Genomic DNA, 2293 nt, shown 5'->3' on the forward strand with positions numbered 1-2293 from the left:
CCGCCCATGAGGATCGCGGGCTTATCCGCCAGCTCGGCGGCCAGCATTGTGAGCTGCATCGCTCGCTCCTGATAGTTCGATTCCGTTGTCCCGGTTCAGCTTTGCGTCACGTAGTCGTCGCGGTCACAGCCCAGGTCGAAATTAGAGTATCCCGTATCAACACCTTGGTCGAGGACAGTCGGGATTCGTCGGTTCATCCGGCGACAATCTCCTGACATGCGGGCACGGGTCGTTGAAAGGCGGAGCGCCCACACGGCAGGTATAGCCGACCACACGCGCCGGGTCGGCTATCGAATCACCTTGTTGTCCACGGGATTCGGAGTAGCAATTCGTTCCACCAGGCGCTGCCAACCATCAGTCAATTGCTGTCGCGCGTCAGCGGTATCCGCTGCGGTCGTGGTGTGCAGGTAGAGCAGGACGGGGGCTTCCAGGGCCGCGGTCAGCTGAACGGCGAGGGTGTCGGTGTCGGGGAAATCGACGTGCGCCCGGTTCAACAGCATGCGGATGTGGAATTGGGAGATGGTGGCCGCACCGACGGGAATCGGCTGGTTGGTGTCCAGGGCAGCGCGGGCGATCGCGATGTGGTCGAACAGGAAATCCAGGCGAGCTCGGCCGAAGGCGATCAATCGCTGGATCGGGTCGGCACCCGGGCCCAGTGGTGGCAGGCCCGACAGTACCGACTGCTGGAAGGCTTTTTCGTCCTCGTCCATCAGAGCGTGGAAGATGCCCGCCCTGGTCCGGAATCGGCGGAACACCGTGCCCTTGCCGAGTCCGGCACGCTCGGCCAGTCCGTCCATGGTGACCTTTTCGACGCCGAGTTCGTCGACCAACTGGCGCGCCACATCCAGCAGATGTCGTCGATTACGTGCGGCATCGCCGCGTTCGTTACGCGGCAACCCAAGGTGTAGCGCGGTCGGTTCCACGAGTTCCAAGTTACCGCCGGGAACGAAAGCGGGGTAAAGTCCGTTTTCGATTCTGTTCGTGTTTGCCCGCTCACCGCCCTCCGGTCGAGCGATTGACTAGGAGTTCTCGATGAACGTCTTCCTCTGGATCCTCCAGGGCCTGTTGGCCGTGGTCTTGGTGGCCGCCGGCGCCACGAAACTCGCCCAGCCGCGCGAAAAACTCGCCGCCAAAATGTCCTGGGTCGAAAGCTTCACCGACCAGCAGGTGAAGGCGATCGGCGCGATCGAGGTGGTGGGCGGACTCGGCCTCGTGCTGCCCGCGCTCACCGGAATCGTCCCGTTGCTCACCCCGATCGCCGCGGTCGGCGTCGCGATCATCATGATCGGCGCTGCCCTGACGCACGCCCGCCGCAGCGAATGGGGCGAAATCGCGCCCAGCGTTGTGCTGTTGGTACTTGCCGCAGTGATCGCGTGGGGCCGGTTCGGCCCCTACTCGTTCTGACGCAGCCAGCTGATCGCGGGCGGATGGGCGGCTACCGCTGGCCGCGCATCCGCTCGCGCAGCACGAACTTCTGCACCTTGCCGGGCCCCTGCAGCGCGCCCGCCACCCGTGTCGCGTCGGACACCAACTCACCGAGCGTTGTCGAAACCGTCCGCTCAGTTCCGGCGAAAACCACCGGCACTCCCCTGTTCTCGGCGGCGCCGCGCTCGATCTCCGAAATCAGCGTCCGGATCTCGCCGGTTGTCACCGGGATTCCCGGGGTAGTCCCAGCCCCCGCTCCGCGACCTGTGTCCGCAGGATCTCGTTCGCACCACCGGCGATCGTGTAGGCGCGCGAGTACAGGTGCGCGTCCTGCCACCAGCCCGCCGCCACCGCATCATGGTCGGCCTCGGTCAGCAGCCCGTCCGTGCCCTGCAGCCGCATCCCGAATTCGACCAGGTCGTAATTGAGTTCGCTGAAAAAGATCTTCCCGATCGGTGCGTCGGCGGGCTGTTCGGTGTGGTGCAGCATCCGGGACTGGGCGAGTCCGACCATTGCCGCGTTGACATACACCCGCGTGGCGAGCTCACCGATCGCCTGCCGCGTGGCGGAATCCTCCAGTGCGGGCCTGCCGCCGACCGATGTCGCACCGGCCAGCCGCAACAGATCGTCGAGCGCGGCGAACAACTCCACCCCGCGCGCGGCCACGCCGGAGCGCTCGTGCCCGAGGCTGCTCATCGCCACCCGCCAGCCCTCGTCCACCCGACCGATCACATTCGCGACCGGAATCCGGACGCCGTCGAGGAATACCTCGTTGAAGTCGGTGGTCCCGGTGATCTCGCGCAGCGGCCGGATATCGACGCCCGGGGTGCGCATATCGAGCGCAAATGCCGTGATGCCCTTGTGTTTC

At 65.5% G+C, this 2293-nt stretch carries 4 protein-coding genes; 1 reads left to right on the forward strand and 3 read right to left on the reverse strand.

Annotation, left to right across the window (positions count from 1 at the left end):
* Positions 1-287 precede the first annotated feature (287 nt).
* Positions 288-923, reverse strand: a complete 636-nt coding sequence (locus NP3_RS07660) for a TetR/AcrR family transcriptional regulator (RefSeq protein WP_063039169.1) — start codon at positions 921-923, stop codon at positions 288-290.
* A 109-nt stretch (positions 924-1032) separates the two neighbouring features.
* Here NP3_RS07660 and NP3_RS07665 point away from each other — a divergent pair, with 109 nt between their 5' ends.
* Positions 1033-1404: a DoxX family protein gene (locus NP3_RS07665; RefSeq protein WP_063039165.1), complete on the forward strand. Its 372-nt coding sequence runs from the start codon at positions 1033-1035 to the stop codon at positions 1402-1404.
* 31 nt (positions 1405-1435) lie between these two features.
* Here NP3_RS07665 and NP3_RS07670 read toward each other — a convergent pair whose 3' ends face one another.
* Both NP3_RS07670 and NP3_RS07675 read right to left on the reverse strand, forming a co-directional pair.
* Positions 1436-1651: a hypothetical protein gene (locus NP3_RS07670; protein ID WP_063039167.1), complete on the reverse strand. Its 216-nt coding sequence runs from the start codon at positions 1649-1651 to the stop codon at positions 1436-1438.
* A partial coding sequence (locus NP3_RS07675) for an acyl-CoA dehydrogenase family protein (RefSeq protein WP_281197313.1) occupies positions 1648-2293 on the reverse strand: 646 nt, incomplete at its 5' end. The genes NP3_RS07675 and NP3_RS07670, both read right to left, overlap by 4 nt.

This window comes from Nocardia pseudovaccinii NBRC 100343 (assembly GCF_001613225.1).
Classification (GTDB): domain Bacteria; phylum Actinomycetota; class Actinomycetes; order Mycobacteriales; family Mycobacteriaceae; genus Nocardia; species Nocardia pseudovaccinii.